We start from the raw sequence: 17,330 nt of genomic DNA on the forward strand, positions 1-17,330 counted from the left end.
CCGTTGGTTTATTGATCTGTTTTCGGCGAGGGTTGCTCGTGATTGTTAGTCCCTGTAATGCAGCAAAATTGTCTGCCAAACGCTTGCGCAGCGCTCTGGTAGCGGGCTCGGCAGTACTCTGCCTGCTCAGCGCCGGCCAGCTTTGGGCATTCAATCTTGACGATGTGTCGGCCAAGGCCAAAGAGCTGGCCGGGCAGAAGTTCGAAGCCCCGCGCAGCAACCTGCCGAACGAATTCCGTGAAATGAAATTCGCGGACTATCAGAAGATTCGTTTCCGCACCGAAAAAGCCGAATGGGCCGACCAGAAGAACCCGTTCAAGCTGTCCTTCTATCACCAGGGCATGCACTTCGATACGCCGGTGAAAATCAACGAAATCACCGCGAACACCGTCGAAGAGATCAAATACGATCCGAGCCGTTTCGATTTCGGCGACCTGCAGTTCGATCCGAAGGCCACCGAACAACTGGGCTATGCCGGTTTCCGTGTGCTGTACCCGATCAACAAGGCTGACAAGCAAGACGAAATCATGACCATGCTGGGCGCGAGCTACTTCCGCGTCGTCGGCAAGGGTCACACCTACGGTCTGTCGGCCCGTGGTCTGGCAATCGACACCGCTTTGCCGTCCGGCGAAGAATTCCCGCGTTTTCGCGAGTTCTGGATTCAGCAGCCGAAGCCGGGTGACAAGCACCTGGTGATCTTCGCCCTGCTGGATTCGCCACGTGCGACCGGCGCCTACCGTCTGATCCTGCGTCCGGGCAGCGACACCATTGTCGACGTCAAGGGCCAGATGTACCTGCGTGACAAGGTCGGCAAGCTCGGCATCGCGCCGCTGACCAGCATGTTCCTGTTCGGCGCCAACCAGCCGTCGAAAGTGCTCAACTACCGTCGTGAACTGCACGACTCCAGCGGTCTGTCGATCCATGCCGGCAACGGCGAGTGGATCTGGCGTCCGCTGAACAACCCTAAACATTTGGCTGTCAGCCAGTTCAGCGTCGAGAACCCGCGTGGTTTCGGTCTGCTGCAACGTGGCCGTGACTTCAGCCACTACGAAGACCTCGACGACCGCTACGACAAGCGCCCAAGCGCCTGGATCGAGCCGAAGGGCGACTGGGGCAAAGGCACCGTAGATCTGGTCGAGATCCCGACCGCCGACGAAACCAACGACAACATCGTTGCGTTCTGGAGCCCGGAAAAACTGCCGGAGCCTGGCCAGCCGCTGGACTTCGCCTACCGCATGCACTGGACCATCGACGAAGCCGCACTGCACGCGCCGGACAGCGCCTGGGTCAACCAGACCCTGCGCTCCACGGGTGACGTCAAGCAATCGAACCTGATCCGTCAGCCGGATGGCAGCGTTGCCTACCTGGTCGACTTCGAAGGCCCGTCTCTGGCCGCTTTGGCCCCGGATGCGGACGTTCGCAGCCAGGTCAGCGTTGGCGACAACGCCGAGCTGGTCGAGAACAGCGTGCGCTACAACCCTGAAACCAAGGGCTGGCGCCTGACCCTGCGGATGAAGATCAAGGACGCGAGCAAGTCCACCGAGATGCGCGCGGCTCTGGTTCAGCCAGTGGTGACCGCTGATCTGGCCAAGTCTTCGGTGCCGACGTCCAACTCGTCGGTAGCCAAAGCCGACAAGGTTGCCGCCAAGCAACAAGAGAAAGCCGACAAGGAAGCCAAGGCCGCCGAGGCCAAACAGGCCGACGCCAAGCCGGTTGCAGATGCCAAGGACAAGGCCAACAAAGACGCCAAGCAGCCAGCCGCTGCGGACGCGGCCCCAGCCACACCGGAATCGGCACCGACTGAAGAAGTCCTGACCGAGACCTGGAGCTATCAGTTGCCTGCCGATGAGTAACTCTCAAGTACAGCCAGAGACTCTGTCCGAGTACCTGGCGCATCTGCCGATGACCGACGAGCAGCGCGCGGAACTCGCGGGCTGCCAGTCCTTCAGCGAATTGCATGAACGCCTGTCGTCCAAGACCTTTGACGCTCCGACCGAAGCCGCCCAGGCTTCGGTGGGCAAGCGCCTGACCCTGAGCACCGCCGAAGAGCTGCAAGACGCGGAAATGCTGGTGCTCGACGCCAGCGGCCGGGTCAGCATGAAGGCCACGCCGCCGATCCGTCGGACCAAGGTCGTGCCGGAGCCGTGGCGCACCAACATTCTGGTGCGTGGCTGGCGCCGCCTGACCGGCCGGACCAACCCGCCGCAACCGCCGAAGGACGCCAACGTGCTGCCGGCGGCGCGCTGGCGCACGGTCGGTTCGATCCGTCGCTACATTCTGCTGGTGCTGATGCTGGGTCAGACCATCGTCGCCGGCTGGTACATGAAAGGCATCATGCCGTACCAGGGCTGGTCGTTCGTCGATCTGGAAGAAGTCCTGCATCAACCGCTGCTGCAAACCGCCACGCAAGTGCTGCCGTATGCGCTGCAGACCAGCATCCTGATCATGTTCGGGATTCTGTTCTGCTGGGTGTCGGCCGGTTTCTGGACCGCGCTGATGGGCTTCCTCGAATTGCTCACCGGCCACGATAAATACCGGATCTCCGGTAAAAGTGCCGGTAACGAGCCGATTCCGAAGGATGCGCGCACCGCACTGGTGATGCCGATCTGCAACGAAGACGTGCCTCGGGTGTTCGCCGGTCTGCGCGCGACGTTCGAGTCGGTCGCCGCTACCGGTGACCTGGACCGTTTCGACTTCTTCGTCCTCAGTGACAGTAACGACACCGACATCTGCGTTGCCGAGCAGCAGGCCTGGCTGGACGTCTGCCGCGAAGCCAAGGGTTTCGGCAAGATCTTCTATCGCCGCCGTCGCCGCCGCGTCAAACGCAAGAGCGGCAACCTCGATGACTTCTGCCGTCGCTGGGGCGGTGACTACAAGTACATGGTCGTACTCGACGCCGACTCGGTCATGAGCGGCGAGTGCCTGACCAGTCTGGTACGCCTGATGGAGGCCACTCCGGACGCCGGCATCATCCAGACCGCGCCGCGTGCTTCGGGCATGGACACGCTGTATGCCCGCATGCAGCAGTTCGCCACCCGCGTTTACGGTCCGCTGTTCACCGCCGGCCTGCACTTCTGGCAGCTGGGTGAATCCCACTACTGGGGTCACAACGCGATCATCCGCATGAAGCCGTTCATCGACCACTGCGCCCTGGCGCCGTTGCCGGGCAAGGGTGCGTTCTCCGGTGCGATTCTCTCTCACGACTTCGTTGAAGCTGCGCTGATGCGCCGTGCCGGCTGGGGCGTGTGGATTGCCTACGATCTGCCGGGCAGCTACGAAGAACTGCCGCCGAACCTGCTCGACGAGCTCAAGCGTGACCGTCGCTGGTGCCACGGCAACCTGATGAACTTCCGTCTGTTCCTGGTAAAAGGCATGCACCCGGTGCACCGCGCGGTGTTCCTGACCGGCGTGATGTCTTACCTGTCGGCGCCGTTGTGGTTCTTCTTCCTGGTGCTGTCGACCGCGCTGCTGGCGGTGAACACGCTGATGGAGCCGCAGTACTTCCTCGAACCGCGTCAGCTCTATCCGCTGTGGCCACAATGGCACCCGGACAAGGCGATCGCGCTGTTCTCGACGACCATCGTGCTGCTGTTCCTGCCGAAGCTGTTGAGCATCATCCTGATCTGGGCCAAGGGCGCGAAAGAGTTCGGCGGCAAGTTCAAGGTGACCCTGTCGATGCTGCTGGAGATGTTGTTCTCCATGCTGCTGGCGCCGGTGCGGATGATTTTCCACACCCGTTTCGTTCTGGCCGCGTTCCTCGGCTGGGCCGCGACCTGGAACTCGCCGCAGCGTGACGACGACTCGACGCCATGGAGCGAAGCGGTCAAGCGTCACGGTCCGCAGACCCTGCTGGGCTTCTTCTGGGCGTTGCTGGTGATCTGGCTGAACCCAAGCTTCCTGTGGTGGCTGGTGCCGATCGTCGGTTCGCTGATGCTGTCGATTCCGGTGTCGGTGATTTCCAGCCGCGTCGGTCTGGGCCTCAAATCCCGTGACGAGAGCCTGTTCCTCATCCCCGAGGAATACAATCCGCCACAGGCGCTGCTGGCCACCGATCAGTACACCCACGAAAACCGCTGGCACGCGCTGAACGACGGCTTTGTCCGCGCCGTGGTCGATCCACAGCAGAACGCCCTGGCGTGCTCGCTGGCGACCTCGCGTCACGGTGAGGCCGAGCCGATCGAATGGCTGCGCCAGGAACGTGTGCGTCACGCGATCAAGGTCGGCCCGGCCGGGCTGAACAACCATGATCGCCTGCAACTGCTGAGCGACCCGGTGGCCCTGGCCCGTCTGCACGAGCAGGTGTGGGCCGAAGGTCACGCCGAGTGGCTGGATGCATGGCGGGCTTCGGTGAAAGCCGACCCTCATGCACCGCTGCTGCCGCTCAAGCCGGTGAGCTTGCAGGCGCAACCGGCCTGATGAAGAAACCCCGCGAAAGCGGGGTTTTTTTTGCCTGCCGATTACCGTCGCGGATCACTCGTTCCCACGCTCTGCGTGGGAATGCAGCCCGGGACGCTCTGCGTCCCATCCGGCACCAACCGATCAAAAAACCTTGTGCAAACGGACGAGTGCGTTAGCATCCGTCCCCGAATTGGCGCACCCGGACAATCTTGTCCATTTCTGTCGGTTTTCGCGCCGCAAACGCAATGGTTTTGGGGACTTGAAGATGAAGAAGTATCTGTCGATGCTGCTGGTCGGCGTCACGGCACTGGTTGCAGTCAATGCGGCGCAGGCCGGCGCAATCGATGACGCGGTCAAGCGCGGCTCGTTGAAAGTCGGTATGGATCCGACCTACATGCCGTTCGAAATGACCAACAAGCGCGGCGAAATCATCGGTTTCGAAGTCGACATCCTCAAAGCCATGACCAAGGCCATGGGCGTCAAGCTGGAGCTGGTCTCCACCGGTTACGACGGGATCATCCCGGCGTTGATGACCGACAAGTTCGACATGATCGGCAGTGGCATGACCCTGACCCAGGAACGCAACCTGCGCCTGAACTTCAGCGAACCGTTCATCGTGGTCGGCCAGACCCTGCTGATCCGTAAAGAGCTGGAAGGCACCATCAAGTCCTATAAAGACCTGAACACCGCCGACTACCGCATCACCTCCAAGCTCGGCACCACCGGCGAGATGGTCGCCAAGAAGCTGATCTCCAAGGCCAAGTACCACGGCTACGACAACGAGCAGGAAGCCGTGCTCGACGTGGTCAACGGCAAGGCTGACGCCTTCATCTACGACGCGCCGTACAACGTCGTTGCAGTGAACAAGGTCGGCGCCGGCAAACTGGTGTTCCTCGACAAGCCGTTCACCTACGAGCCGCTGGCCTTCGGTCTGAAGAAGGGTGACTACGACAGCATCAACTTCATCAACAACTTCCTGCACCAGATCCACGAAGACGGCACCTACGATCGCATCCATGACAAGTGGTTCAAGAGCACCGAGTGGCTCAAGGACATGGAATAACACCCGCTCGCCGATCGTTCCCACGCTCTGCGTGGGAACGCCGCCCGGGACGCTCCGCGTCCCTTCGCAAGCGTGACGCAGAGCGTCACAGGATGCATTCCCACGCAGAGCGTGGGAACGAGCGAATCAGAGAAACATTCAATGAAACAGAAAAAAGCCCAATGGCCCTGGCACGTCCTGACCGTGCTGGTGCTGGTCGGCCTGGCCGGCGCGCTGTATTACGCCACGTCGCTGATGTCCTATGAATGGCGCTGGAATCGTGTGCCGCAGTACTTCGCCTATCAGGCCGAGGAAACCCAGCGCGCGACCGACATTTCCACCGTCAGCGAACTGGTGCGCAAGGGCGGCAGCGCGCAGGTCACTCTGCGCAACGATGCCGGTGACGAGCAGCACCTGACCGTCGACGAAAACAGCCTGCAATTCGCTCAGGGCGACGATGTGGCCGAAGGCGACGTCGTGGGCGTGACGCGGCATTGGGCGGCAGGTCCACTGTTGTGGGGCCTGTGGACCACGCTTTGGCTGTCGGTGGTGTCCGGCGTGCTGGGCTTGCTGATCGGTCTGGCCACCGGGCTGTGCCGGCTGTCGAGCAACCCGACCCTGCGCGACCTGTCGACGATTTATGTCGAACTGGTGCGCGGCACGCCGCTGCTGGTGCAGATCTTCATTTTCTATTTCTTCATCGGCACGGTGATGAACCTGTCCCGGGAATTCGCCGGGATCGCCGCGCTGTCGCTGTTCACCGGCGCCTACGTGGCGGAAATCATCCGTTCCGGCGTCCAGTCGATTGCTCGTGGCCAGAACGAAGCGGCGCGTTCGCTGGGTCTGAGCGCCGGCCAGTCGATGCGTCATGTGGTGCTGCCGCAAGCGTTCAAGCGCGTGCTGCCACCGTTGGCCGGGCAGTTCATCAGTCTGGTCAAAGACACCTCGCTGGTGTCGGTGATCGCCATCACCGAGCTGCTGAAAAGCGGTCGTGAAGTCATCACCACGTCGTTCTCGCCGTTCGAGATCCTGTTCTGCGTCGCCGGCCTATACCTGTTGATCAACCTGCCGCTGTCGAAAATCGCCAGCCGGCTTGAGCGGAGGCTCGCGCAAAGTGATTGAAGTCCGCGATCTGGTAAAAGTCTTCGACACCCGTGGGCAAGTGGTGCGCGCGGTGGATAACGTCAGCACGTCCGTCGCCAAGGGTGAAGTGCTGGTGGTGATCGGCCCGTCCGGTTCCGGCAAGTCGACGTTCCTGCGTTGCCTCAATGGTCTGGAAGAATTCGATTCCGGCTCGGTGAGCATCGACGGCCTGCAACTGGCCGACCCGAAAACCGACGTCAACGCCTACCGCCGCGAAGTCGGCATGGTGTTCCAGCATTTCAATCTGTTCCCGCACATGACCGTGCTGGAAAACCTGTGCCTGGCGCAGAAAGTCGTGCGCAAGCGCGGCCAGAAGGAAAGCGAGGCCAAGGCTCTGGCATTGCTGGAGAAGGTCGGCATCGCCCAGAAGGCCCGCGAATATCCATCGCGCCTGTCCGGCGGTCAGCAGCAGCGCGTGGCGATTGCCCGGGCTCTGGCGATGGACCCCAAGGTCATGCTGTTCGACGAACCGACCTCGGCCCTCGACCCGGAAATGGTCGGCGAAGTGCTGGACGTGATGAAGAACCTGGCCGTGGAAGGCATGACGATGGTCTGCGTGACCCACGAAATGGGCTTCGCCCGGGAAGTGGCGGATCGGGTACTGTTCTTCGATCACGGCAAACTGCTGGAAGACGCCTCGCCGTCAGAGTTCTTCGATGCACCGAAGGACCCGCGAGCCCAGGCGTTCCTGCGGCAAGTCCTCTAAACGCAGGGCAAAAAAAACGCAGCCATTGGCTGCGTTTTTTTTGTTTGTGCGGTTTACACCTTGAACCGGCCCACCAGCGTTTGCAGGTGAGTGCCCAAACGCGCCAGCTCGACGCTGGAGGCCGCCGTCTCTTCACTGGCCGCCGAAGTCTGGTCCGAGACATCCCGCACGTTCAGCACGCTGCGGTTGATCTCTTCGGCCACGGCGCTCTGCTGCTCGGCCGCCGCGGCGATCTGCTGGTTCATCGCCTGAATCGCCGAAACGGTACGGGTAATGCTTTCCAGCGAACCACCGGCACGCCGGGTCAGCTCGACGCTGCTGTCGGTCAGGGTGCGGCTGTTGTCCATGATCGTCGCCACTTGCTGGGTGCCGTTCTGCAGACCGACGATCAGCTCTTCGATCTCTTCGGTGGACTTCTGAGTGCGCTGGGCCAAGCTGCGGACTTCGTCGGCAACCACCGCAAAACCACGTCCGGCTTCACCGGCACGGGCGGCCTCGATGGCGGCGTTGAGTGCCAGCAGGTTGGTTTGCTGGGCCACGGACTTGATCACGTCGAGCACGCTGCCGATCTTGTCGCTTTCGCGCTTGAGCTCGCCCATGGCCTCGGTGGAGTGGCCGACTTCAGCAGCCAGACGTTCGATCTGGGCGATGGCCTCGCCAACCACCTTGTCGCCTTCACGGGCCTGCTGGTCAGCGGCGACGGCTGCTTCCGAAGCTTCCTCGGCGTTGCGCGCGACTTCCTGCACGGTGGCGGCCATTTCGTTCATGGCGGTCGCGACCTGGTCGGTCTCGATTTTCTGATTGTTCACGCCGGCGCTGGTCTGCTCGGTCACGGCCGACAGTTCTTCGGCAGCGCTGGCGATCTGGGTCACGCCGTCGCTGATCCCACCGATCAATTCGCGCAGGCCTTGAGTCATGCTCTGCATCGAGCGTTGCAGTTGGCCGAGTTCGTCGCGGCGCAGGGACACCAGGTTGTGGGTCAGATCACCGGCGGCCACGCGCTCGGCAACTTTCAGGGTTTGCTCCAGCGGAATGATGATCTGGCGGGTGATCGCCCAAGCGGCGAGCAGGCCGAAAGCCACGGCCAGCAGAGTGGCGATCAGCAGCTGGTTCTTGGCGCTGGCAGCATCGGTGTCGCGGACGATGGTCTGGGACACCGTGAGTTTCTTGCTGACATCGAGCAGGATGTCACCCTGGGCCGACATGCGGGCCAGCGCCTTGGCATTGTTCACCTGGGAGTCGCGGAACTGGCTGACGGCAGCGCGGTAAGCCTTCAGCGATTCGGTGGCCTGCTGCAGGTTGGCGATGTGTTGCTCGGGCAGTTTGCTCGGCAGGCTTTCCAGATTGTTCAGGGCGGCGGCGATGGCATCCAGCGCCGGTTGTTCGGCTTCGGCCTTGCCGCTGTAGGTGTAGCCGCGCACCTGATAGCGCGCCTGCTGCAGCAGTTTGCTCAGCTCGATCACGCTGTTGAATTGCGCGACGCTGTCGCCTTGCAGCAGTGATTTCTCGACTTCGCTGACCTTGGCCACGGCGTTATCGGCGCTGGCGCCGAGTTTGCTGCGGGCGTCTTCACGCTGCACGGTGGCCTGGGTCATGTCGCCAAAGGCGCGTTTGTACTCGGCAACCGCCGCCAGTTGCTGATCGATCATGGCCACGTCGGACGGTTGCTCGATCATGCCGCGAGCGCTTTGCAGGCCGGCGTCGAGTTTGCCGAGCAGGTCGTTGACCGCACCGGGGCCCTGTTCGCCACGGCGGGCTTCATAGTCCAGGCGCGCCAGGCGCAGGTCCTTGGTCAGCTCGTTGAGGCTGGAGATGAAGCCGAGTTTGTCGCCCCGGCTGATGATGCCGCTCATGCCGGTCCAGCCGGTGAAGGTGATCAACAGGGTCAGCAGCAGCACCAGGCCGAAACCGATTCCAAGCTTACGTTTGACGCTGACGTTTCCAAGACTCTCGGCTAACCAACGGTACATGCGACGACTCCCTCGGACCACTAATTGGACTTATGGGGAGGGTATCGGCCGCATGATGGCAATCTGTAACGCCTTTTGTCTGGCGAAGACTTCAGAACAGCCGGGCGAGCAGCGCGGTGACGGCGGTTTCGACCCGCAGGATTCGCTCGCCAAGCTGCACCGGTTGCAGCCCGGCCTTGGCCAGCAGATCGATTTCGTAGGGAATCCAGCCACCCTCGGGGCCGATGGCCAGGGTCACCGGTTCGCTCAGGGCACGCGGGCAGGGCGGGAAGTTGCCCGGATGGCCGACCAGGCCGAGGGTGCCGTCGGTGATGGCCGGCAGGCGGTCTTCGACGAACGGCTTGAAGCGCTTCTCGATGATGATTTCCGGCAGCACCGTATCCCGGGCCTGTTCGAGGCCGAGGATCAGTTGTTCGCGGATCGCTTCCGGTTCGAGGAACGGCGTCTGCCAGAAGCTTTTCTCGACCCGGTAGCTGTTGACCAGAATCACCTTCGACACGCCCATGGTCGCCACGGTCTGGAACACCCGGCGCAGCATCTTCGGGCGGGGCAGGGCGAGTACCAGGGTCAGCGGCAGTTTGGCCGGCGGCGGTTGATCGAGGGTGACCCGCAGTTCGGCTTCGCCTGCTTCCAGGCGCAGCAGCTCGGCCGAGCCCATCAACCCGTTGATGCGCCCGACCCGCAGGCTGTCGCCGACTTCCGAGCGGTGGACTTCCTGCATGTGAGTCAGGCGCCGATCACGCAGCACGACGCGGTCGGCCGCGATGAAGTCGGCCTCTTCGAGCAGCAGCAGGTTCATGGCTGAGTCGCTGGCGGCTGGTCGTTGTGGTCGTCGGCGGTTTCTTCCGGGCGCTCGCGCTTGCTGACCAGACTGCCGAACAGGATGCCGACTTCGAACAGCATCCACATCGGCACGGCCAGCAGGGTCTGGGAGAAGATGTCCGGCGGGGTCAGGATCATGCCGACCACGAAGCAGCCGATGATCACGTACGGACGGATCTTCTTCAGGTATTTGACGTCGACCACACCGATCCACACCAGCAGCACCACGGCCACCGGGATTTCGAACGCCACGCCGAAGGCGAAAAACAGCGTCATGACGAAATCGAGGTAACTGGTGATGTCGGTCATCATTTCCACGCCGGCCGGGGTGGCGGAGGCGAAGAATTTGAAGATCAGCGGGAACACGAAGAAGTAGGCGAACGCCATGCCGGTGTAGAACAGCAGGATGCTGGAGATCAGCAACGGTACCGCGACACGCTTCTCGTGCTTGTACAGGCCCGGTGCGATGAAGCCCCAGATCTGATGCAGGATCACCGGAATCGCCAGGAACAGCGAGACCATCATCGTCAGTTTCAGCGGCGTCAGGAACGGCGACGACACGTCGGTGGCGATCATCGTCGCGCCGGCCGGCAGGTATTCACGCAGCGGCGTCGAGACGAAGGTGTAGATCTGCTGGGTGAAGGCAAACAGCCCGGCGAAGATGATGAAGATCGCCGCCACGCAACGCAGCAGGCGGGTGCGCAACTCGGTGAGGTGCGAAACCAGCGGCATGTGCTGGTCGTTTTCGGGGAGATCGCTCATGGGGCTCGCGGCGGCAGAGTGGTGTCGTGAGGCGCTGGTGTGGTCGGCGCGGCGGTTGGAGCTACGTGTTCAACCGGGGCTGGCGCGACGACAGGCGCTGGTTCGGTTGGCGCTACAGCAGGTGCCACAGGCGTTGGAGCTGCAGGGCTGTGAATCGTCTGCTCACCCACGTGCTCGACCGGCGTCGGCTCCTGCTGAACCGGCGTGAAAATCTTCCGCGCCTCCTGCTCCAGCGACAGGATGTGCTCGTTGTGCAGTTGCCGACGGATTTCGTCGGCACCGATTTCACGCTCAACTTCCTGTTTGATCGCGTTGAAGCTGCGCTTCAGCCGTCCGACCCACAGGCCGGCGGTGCGCGCAGCGCCCGGCAGACGCTCGGGACCCAGCACCAGCAGGGCAACGAGGCCGACGAGCAGCAGTTCAGAGAAGCTGATACCAAACATTAGTCAGTGCTCACACGTCTTTGCGGATCGGCTCTTCGACTTTCTGCGCCTGCACGTCGATGGTGTGCGGCGGGTTGGCCTGAGCGGTGGCTTGCGGCTGAACCGGTGGAACCGGCTGCGCAGGCGTGACGGTCGGATCGGCCGGTTTTTCGTCGTCGTTCATGGCTTTACGGAAGCCCTTGATCGATTCGCCGACGTCGGTGCCGAGGTTTTTCAGTTTCTTGGTACCGAACACCAGTACCACGACCACCAGGATGACGATCCAGTGTTTCCAGTCAAAAATGCCCATGTTGCTGTTCCTCTCTAATAGTTGTTCAGGCGGACGGTCGCGAGGCTTTCTCGACGTGTCCGGACAGGCCGAAACGGCGATCCAGTTCATCCAGCACTGCCTGCGGATGCTGCCCCAGCTGGGCGAGCATGACCATGCTGTGGAACCACAGGTCGGCGGTCTCGTAGATCACGTCGCTGCAGTCGCCGCTGACGGCGGCGTCCTTGGCGGCGATGATCGTTTCGACCGATTCTTCGCCGACTTTCTCCAGAATCTTGTTCAGACCCTTGTGATACAGGCTGGCGACATACGAGCTGTCGGCGGCTGCGCCCTTGCGCTCTTCCAGCACCTGAGCAAGGCGGGTCAGGGTGTCACTCATGTTTGTGTCCTGCGGAGTAAATAGCGTGCGGGTCTTTCAGGACCGGGTCGACCGTTTTCCAGTCGCCGTTTTCGAAGACGCGGTAGAAGCAGCTTTGACGGCCGGTATGGCAAGCGATGTCGCCGATCTGTTCGACCATCAGGATGATGACGTCGGCGTCGCAGTCCAGACGCATTTCATGCAGCGTCTGTACGTGGCCGGATTCTTCGCCCTTGCGCCACAGCTTGCCACGGGAACGTGACCAATAGATGGCACGGTTTTCCGCCGCGGTCAGCTCCAGGGCTTCGCGGTTCATCCAGGCCATCATCAATACGCGTCCGGTCTTGTGATCCTGGGCAATCGCCGGCACCAGGCCATCGGCGTCCCACTTGATCTCGTCCAGCCAGTTTTTCATCTTCGACTCCGACAGCGAACCCACACTTCAATAGTCGGGTTCAGGCGTTGAAACAGTGTGCCAGCCGATCACGGAACTGGCTATCGGCGAACGACCAGATACAAGCCGACTGCCACCATGATTCCGGCGGGCCAATGCCCCAGTTCGTGCATCGGGCCCCCGGCGGCGAGGATCGTACCGCCCGCCAGATGGGCGCTGCCGAGCAGGCGCAGGAACCAGTCGTCCTTGCGTTTTTTCCATGGTGGCGGCGGGTCGTTGGCGTGGGGCTGGGACATGCGTTCGAGCAGGTCGCGGGCCATGTTGGCCAGGTGCGGCAGTTGTTCGAACTGGCTCTGGACGTTGCCGATCAAGGCTTTCGGGCTGACGCGCTCGCGCATCCAGCGTTCGAGGAACGGCTGTGCGGTGTTCCACAGATCGAGGTCCGGGTACAGCTGGCGGCCCAGGCCTTCGATGTTCAGCAGGGTCTTTTGCAGCAATACGAGTTGTGGCTGCACTTCCATGTTGAAGCGGCGCGCGGTCTGGAACAGGCGCATCAGCACCTGGCCAAATGAAATATCTTTTAATGGTTTTTCGAAGATCGGCTCGCACACGGTACGGATCGCCGCTTCGAATTCGTTGAGCTTGGTTTCCGCCGGTACCCAGCCCGAATCGATGTGCAATTGCGCCACGCGGCGGTAGTCGCGCTTGAAGAAGGCGAACAGGTTGCGCGCCAGGTAGTCCTGGTCTTCCGGGGTCAGACTGCCGACGATGCCGCAGTCGATCGCGATGTACTGCGGGCTCCACGGGTTGACGGTGCTGACGAAAATGTTGCCCGGGTGCATGTCGGCGTGGAAGAAACTGTCGCGGAACACCTGGGTGAAGAAGATCTCCACGCCGCGTTCGGCGAGCATCTTCATGTCGGTGCGCTGGTCGGCGAGGGTCGCCAGATCCGTCACCTGAATCCCGTAGATGCGCTCCATCACCAGCACTTTCGGCCGGCACCAGTCCCAATAGACTTGCGGCACGTAAAGCAGCGGCGAGCCTTCGAAGTTGCGCTTCAACTGGCTGGCGTTGGCCGCCTCGCGCAACAGATCGAGTTCGTCGTAGATGGTTTTTTCGTAGTCGCTGACCACGTCCACCGGGTGCAGCAGACGGGCGTCGGCGGAGACCTTTTCGGCGGCGCGGGCGAGGATGAACAGCCACGCCAGATCCTGGGCGATGATCGGCTTCAGGCCCGGGCGGATCACCTTGACCACCACTTCTTCACCGGTCTTCAGTTGCGCGGCGTGTACTTGCGCCACCGAGGCCGAGGCCAGCGGTTCGACGTCGAAGCGGCTGAACACTTCGCTGATCTTCTTGCCCAGTTGCTCTTCGATCAGCTTGACCGACAGCTGCGAATCGAACGGCGGCACGCGGTCCTGCAACCGCATCAGCTCATCGGCGATGTCTTCCGGCAGCAGGTCGCGGCGGGTCGAAAGGATCTGCCCGAACTTGATGAAGATCGGCCCCAGGTCCTGCAAGGCCAGGCGCAGGCGTGCGCCACGGCTCAGGTCCAGCGGCTTGCGCGGGAGCCAGCGCCACGGCAAGACGTAGCGCAGCGCCAGCAGGAACCACGGCAAAGGCAGGTCGAACAGCAGGTCATCGAGGCGGTAGCGGATCACGACGCGCTGGATGCGCAACAGACGGCGGACGGCGAGCAGCTTCATGCGTTATCGCTTGGGTCGAGGGATCGGGAAAGGCGCTCGAAGCGCGCCTCGAGACGTTCCAGATCGAGTTTGATCCGGTCCAGTTCGCTGAAGCGGGCTTCGGCTTCGCGCTGACCGACGAGGGTACGCGATTCTTCGGCCAGGTATTCGGCGAGGTTCTGGTTGAGGCTGGCAAATCCTTGTTGATACCAGCGGGCGCGGCTGCGCAGGTGACCGCCGACCAGTTGCGTGGCGACCGGGCCCAGCCAGCGCGAGAGTTCGTACTCCCAGTCCAGCTCCAGATCCTGCAGCACGCCCGCCAGCTCCAGCAGCACGCCGCTGTCACCGTCGAGTTCGACTTCCGGCGCGTGCAGCACCGCCGTCTTGTCCTTGCTCAGGGCCAGTTTCACCAGGCTCGAGGCCGGGGCGCGCAGGGTGCAGTCGACGCCGGTTTCCCAGTGGGATGCCAGCATCAGGCCTTCGTCGCTCGGCAGGATGAACAGTTGCAGCGCCGGGCTGCGGCAATCCACGGCAATCACTTTGCCGGTCAGATGCGCCAGTCGCGGCAGCGCCGTGCTGTCGAGACGCAGCACGCGGTTCAGGCCGAGTTCGACGCTGGCGAGCAGCCCGGTCAGCAGCATCAGGGTTTGATGCCGCGGTGCAGGGCGACGATGCCTGCGGTCATGTTGTGATAGGTCACGCGGTCGAAACCGGCGTCGACCATCATCGACTTCAGGGTTTCCTGATTCGGGTGCATGCGGATCGATTCGGCCAGGTAGCGATAGCTTTCCGAGTCATTGGTGATCAGCTTGCCCATCAGCGGCATGAAGGCGAACGAGTAGGCGTCGTAGGCCTTGGACATCAGCGCGTTGGTCGGCTTGGAGAATTCCAGCACCAGCAGGCGACCGCCCGGCTTGAGTACGCGCAGCATCGAACGCAGGGCGTCTTCCTTGTGCGTCACGTTGCGCAGGCCGAAGGCGATGGTCACGCAGTCGAAATGGTTGTCCGGGAACGGCAGCTTTTCAGCGTCGGCCTGAACGAACTCGACGTTGCCCGAAACACCGACATCCAGCAGGCGGTCACGACCGACCTTGAGCATGGATTCGTTGATGTCCGCGAGAACCACCTGACCGGTCGGGCCGACCAGGTGCGAGAATTTCTTGGTCAGGTCGCCCGTACCGCCGGCGATGTCCAGCACGCGGTTACCGGCGCGCACGCCCGACAGTTCGATCGCGAAACGCTTCCACAGACGGTGCATGCCGCCCGACAGAAGGTCGTTCATCAGGTCGTACTTGGCGGCCACGGAGTGGAACACCTCAGCGACTTTTTCCGCTTTCTGGCTTTCCGGAACGTTTTTGAAGCCGAAGTGAGTGGTGGGTTCGGCATCGCTGCCTTTGCGCTGATCAGTCATATCGCTGTCACCAAAAGAGAATGCGCGACATTCTAATCCCCAAGCCATGCTTTGTCTTGGAATGGCTAAAGGTAAGATGGGCAACCTTCGGGACGATTTGCCGCAGTGGCGGTCAAGATTCGTTGCAGGCATTCATAGCCCCATTCAAAAAGCAGGAGTCATTCAATGGCCCATATCAGTGTTGAGCGTGCCCACAGCCTGGGCAAGGAAGCAGCCCGCGAGAAAGCCGACAAACTGGCGCAGAAACTCTCCGATCAATATGGCCTGGAGCCGCAGTGGTCGGGCGATGTCCTGAACCTCAAACGGTCGGGCGTGAAGGGCGCGGTGCATGTGGCCGAGGATTCGATCCGGGTCGACGTGGAACTGGGCCTGATGATGTCGGCCATGAGCGGCATGATCAAAGCCGAGATCGAAAAGGCGCTGGATAAAGCGCTGGTCTGATTTCTGCCTGAAATGAAATCCCCCTGTGGGAGCGAGCTTGCTCCGGGCGGCGATCCGACGAATACGTTGTATCAGCCGACATTTCCGTGACTGACACACCGCATTCGCGAGCAAGCCCGCTCCCACATTTGTTTTGTGGTGTGCCCACCTGTTTATGTCAGTTGTTAGGGTGCCGTTTCTAATTTTTCTCCCTACTTTGTGCGTGAGCCCGACACTCGTCAGGGCAGTTCCTCAAACCTTCTGCGCGTGAGGTGCACCATGGCCAAAGTCATTTTGAAGAAAAAAATCGACGCTTCGACTTCCGCTCTGAGCGACGTCAAATCCTATGCCCGCAAGATCTGGCTGGCAGGCCTGGGTGCCTACACCAAGGTCGGTCAGGAGGGCAGCGAGTACTTTCAGGAGTTGATCAAGGCTGGTCAAACTGTTGAAAAGAAAGGCAAAAAAGCCGTCACCGAAAAACTCGAAGCGGCCAACGCCGAGATCGATGAAGCCAAGAGCGAAGTCAGCTCTTTCAAAGGCCGGGTCGAAGTTCAGCTCGACAAGGTCGAGAAGGCGTTCGACACGCGTGTCGCCAGTGCCTTGAATCGTATCGGCATTCCGTCTAAACATGACGTTGAGGCACTCTCTGCTAAGCTCGATGAGCTGACGGCATTGCTCGAACGCGTCGCGCGTAAATCTTAAGGAGAACGGGATGGCTGGTAAAAAGAACACCGATAAAGAAGGCAGCTCGTGGATCGGAAAAGTCGAAGACTATTCCCGCAAGATCTGGCTGGCTGGTTTAGGCGTGTACTCGAAGATCGACACTGACGGCAGCAAGCTCTTCGATACATTGGTCAAAGACGGCGAGAAAGCCGAGAAGCTCACCAAGGCTGCAGTCGGCAAGAAAGTCGATGCTGCCAAGGATTCTGCAAGCTCGGCAAAATCGCGTATCAGCGGCGTGAAAGATCGCGCGCTGGGCACCTGGGATCAGCTGGAAGGGGCTTTCGACAAGCGCCTGAACAGTGCGATTTCGCGCCTGGGCGTACCGAGCCGCAACGAGGTGAAGGATCTGCACAAGAAGGTCGATACCCTGACCAAGCAGATCGAAAAACTCACCGGCCTGAAAGCTCAGCCTGTCGCGGCCAAAACCGCAGCAGCCAAGCCTGCGGCCAAAACCGCTGCCAAGCCACTGGCTAAAGCCGCCGCCAAACCGGCCGCAAAACCTGCAGCCAAAACCGCTGCTGCCAAGCCTGCAGCGAAAGCCGCGGCCAAACCGGTTGCCGCCAAGGCCGCCGCCAAGCCGGCAGCAAAACCAGCTGCCAAACCTGCGGCCAAGCCAGCAGCGAAAACCGCTGCCGCCAAACCCGCTGCCAAGCCTGCCGCCAAACCGGCTGCGGCGAAGAAACCGGCAGTGAAAAAACCGGCCGCGCCGAAAGCCGCTGCGCCGAAACCAGCTGCGCCAAAACCGGTGACCACACCGCAAGCACTGGCAAGCACGTCGAACTCCG

At 61.7% G+C, this 17,330-nt stretch carries 18 protein-coding genes; 8 read left to right on the forward strand and 10 right to left on the reverse strand.

Annotated features, from left to right (window positions below; translation table 11 throughout):
- Positions 1-38 precede the first annotated feature (38 nt).
- The 5 genes from K5E37_RS09205 to K5E37_RS09225 all read left to right on the forward strand — a co-directional run bounded on the left by K5E37_RS09205 (position 39) and on the right by K5E37_RS09225 (position 7,289).
- On the forward strand, positions 39-1,853 hold the full coding sequence (locus K5E37_RS09205; RefSeq protein ID WP_085608516.1) for a glucan biosynthesis protein G: 1,815 nt from the start codon (positions 39-41) through the stop codon (positions 1,851-1,853).
- Positions 1,846-4,416, forward strand: a complete 2,571-nt coding sequence (mdoH, locus tag K5E37_RS09210; protein ID WP_085608397.1) for a glucans biosynthesis glucosyltransferase MdoH — start codon at positions 1,846-1,848, stop codon at positions 4,414-4,416. The genes K5E37_RS09205 and mdoH overlap by 8 nt, the downstream gene beginning before the upstream one ends.
- 247 nt (positions 4,417-4,663) lie before the next feature.
- Positions 4,664-5,461 carry a transporter substrate-binding domain-containing protein gene (locus tag K5E37_RS09215; protein WP_039772466.1) on the forward strand — a complete coding sequence of 266 codons (798 nt, stop codon included), beginning with the start codon at positions 4,664-4,666 and terminating at the stop codon, positions 5,459-5,461.
- Positions 5,462-5,602: 141 nt separating this feature from the next.
- A complete protein-coding gene (locus K5E37_RS09220; protein ID WP_007952431.1) occupies positions 5,603-6,562 on the forward strand; it encodes an amino acid ABC transporter permease in 960 nt (319 codons plus the stop codon).
- On the forward strand, positions 6,555-7,289 hold the full coding sequence (locus tag K5E37_RS09225) for an amino acid ABC transporter ATP-binding protein (RefSeq protein WP_085608399.1): 735 nt from the start codon (positions 6,555-6,557) through the stop codon (positions 7,287-7,289). The genes K5E37_RS09220 and K5E37_RS09225 overlap by 8 nt, the downstream gene beginning before the upstream one ends.
- A gap of 53 nt (positions 7,290-7,342) precedes the next feature.
- On the opposite strand, the gene K5E37_RS09230 is transcribed toward K5E37_RS09225, so the two are convergent.
- The 10 genes from K5E37_RS09230 to ubiE form a co-directional block, all read right to left on the reverse strand.
- Entirely contained in the window at positions 7,343-9,259 is a 1,917-nt protein-coding gene (locus K5E37_RS09230; protein WP_085608400.1) for a methyl-accepting chemotaxis protein, read from the reverse strand.
- 91 nt (positions 9,260-9,350) lie between these two features.
- The gene (locus K5E37_RS09235; RefSeq protein WP_127796664.1) at positions 9,351-10,058 is read right to left on the reverse strand and encodes a 16S rRNA (uracil(1498)-N(3))-methyltransferase; all 708 of its coding nucleotides are present in this window, start codon (positions 10,056-10,058) and stop codon (positions 9,351-9,353) included.
- Positions 10,055-10,843, reverse strand: a complete 789-nt coding sequence (gene tatC, locus K5E37_RS09240) for a twin-arginine translocase subunit TatC (RefSeq protein WP_007952425.1) — start codon at positions 10,841-10,843, stop codon at positions 10,055-10,057. Before tatC ends, K5E37_RS09235 begins: the two co-directional genes overlap by 4 nt.
- Positions 10,840-11,286 carry a Sec-independent protein translocase protein TatB gene (gene tatB, locus K5E37_RS09245; RefSeq protein WP_085608403.1) on the reverse strand — a complete coding sequence of 149 codons (447 nt, stop codon included), beginning with the start codon at positions 11,284-11,286 and terminating at the stop codon, positions 10,840-10,842. Before tatB ends, tatC begins: the two co-directional genes overlap by 4 nt.
- A gap of 10 nt (positions 11,287-11,296) precedes the next feature.
- The gene (locus K5E37_RS09250) at positions 11,297-11,575 is read right to left on the reverse strand and encodes a twin-arginine translocase TatA/TatE family subunit (RefSeq protein ID WP_007952423.1); all 279 of its coding nucleotides are present in this window, start codon (positions 11,573-11,575) and stop codon (positions 11,297-11,299) included.
- Between the two features lie 25 nt (positions 11,576-11,600).
- A complete protein-coding gene (locus tag K5E37_RS09255; RefSeq protein ID WP_007952422.1) occupies positions 11,601-11,933 on the reverse strand; it encodes a phosphoribosyl-ATP diphosphatase in 333 nt (110 codons plus the stop codon).
- Positions 11,926-12,327, reverse strand: coding sequence for a phosphoribosyl-AMP cyclohydrolase (gene hisI / locus K5E37_RS09260; RefSeq protein ID WP_007909357.1), 402 nt, complete (start codon positions 12,325-12,327; stop codon positions 11,926-11,928). The genes K5E37_RS09255 and hisI overlap by 8 nt, the downstream gene beginning before the upstream one ends.
- Before the next feature lie 80 nt (positions 12,328-12,407).
- On the reverse strand, positions 12,408-14,012 hold the full coding sequence (gene ubiB, locus K5E37_RS09265; protein ID WP_221533646.1) for a ubiquinone biosynthesis regulatory protein kinase UbiB: 1,605 nt from the start codon (positions 14,010-14,012) through the stop codon (positions 12,408-12,410).
- On the reverse strand, positions 14,009-14,632 hold the full coding sequence (locus K5E37_RS09270; RefSeq protein ID WP_007952419.1) for an SCP2 domain-containing protein: 624 nt from the start codon (positions 14,630-14,632) through the stop codon (positions 14,009-14,011). Before K5E37_RS09270 ends, ubiB begins: the two co-directional genes overlap by 4 nt.
- Positions 14,632-15,402, reverse strand: coding sequence for a bifunctional demethylmenaquinone methyltransferase/2-methoxy-6-polyprenyl-1,4-benzoquinol methylase UbiE (ubiE, locus tag K5E37_RS09275; RefSeq protein ID WP_007952418.1), 771 nt, complete (start codon positions 15,400-15,402; stop codon positions 14,632-14,634). Before ubiE ends, K5E37_RS09270 begins: the two co-directional genes overlap by 1 nt.
- Positions 15,403-15,567: 165 nt before the next feature.
- On the opposite strand from ubiE, the gene K5E37_RS09280 reads away from it, so the two are divergent.
- The 3 genes from K5E37_RS09280 to K5E37_RS09290 all read left to right on the forward strand — a co-directional run.
- Positions 15,568-15,843: a polyhydroxyalkanoic acid system family protein gene (locus K5E37_RS09280; protein WP_007952417.1), complete on the forward strand. Its 276-nt coding sequence runs from the start codon at positions 15,568-15,570 to the stop codon at positions 15,841-15,843.
- 258 nt (positions 15,844-16,101) lie between these two features.
- Complete coding sequence (locus K5E37_RS09285) at positions 16,102-16,524, forward strand: phasin family protein (protein ID WP_007952416.1); 423 nt, start codon at positions 16,102-16,104, stop codon at positions 16,522-16,524.
- Between the two features lie 10 nt (positions 16,525-16,534).
- The coding region (locus K5E37_RS09290) for a phasin family protein (protein ID WP_221533647.1) at positions 16,535-17,330 on the forward strand (796 nt) is incomplete at its 3' end.

Origin of the sequence: Pseudomonas sp. RIT778, assembly GCF_019718735.1 — a bacterium.
In the GTDB taxonomy this organism is placed as follows: domain Bacteria; phylum Pseudomonadota; class Gammaproteobacteria; order Pseudomonadales; family Pseudomonadaceae; genus Aquipseudomonas; species Aquipseudomonas aphyarum.